Annotated in this window: 1 protein-coding gene; it reads right to left on the bottom strand. The window is 42.1% G+C overall.

The genetic code is table 11. The annotated features are described in order from the left end of the window. The coding region (locus AAEY68_RS21245) for an Abi family protein (RefSeq protein WP_350586848.1) at positions 1-261 on the bottom strand (261 nt) is incomplete at both ends.

Genomic DNA, 261 nt, shown 5'->3' with positions numbered 1-261 from the left:
GTACCAAAATCCCAGACCTCACAGGCAACCCAAATAGGTAAAGGCAGCCCATACTTCGCTTTATTATGCTTAACAAACTCTTCTTTTGAACGGCTTATTAGTTTAGCGTGGCCACTGAGCCAGTCGTGATGTTTTGTTACACCTTTGCGCCCATCAAGTACTTCGCTAAAATCGGGAAATAAACAATCAGCTTTTAAATAGGCAAAGGGGTTTTTCTCACCAAGTGTATGCGATATATCGACCCTCAAGGCAACTTCTATA

It is taken from the genome of Pseudoalteromonas sp. RB2-MNA-CIBAN-0110 (genome assembly GCF_040309305.1).
GTDB classification, from domain to species: domain Bacteria; phylum Pseudomonadota; class Gammaproteobacteria; order Enterobacterales; family Alteromonadaceae; genus Pseudoalteromonas; species Pseudoalteromonas arctica.
Note: the sequence above shows the minus strand (reverse complement) of the source record. Positions and strands in the feature narration are given on the sequence as shown.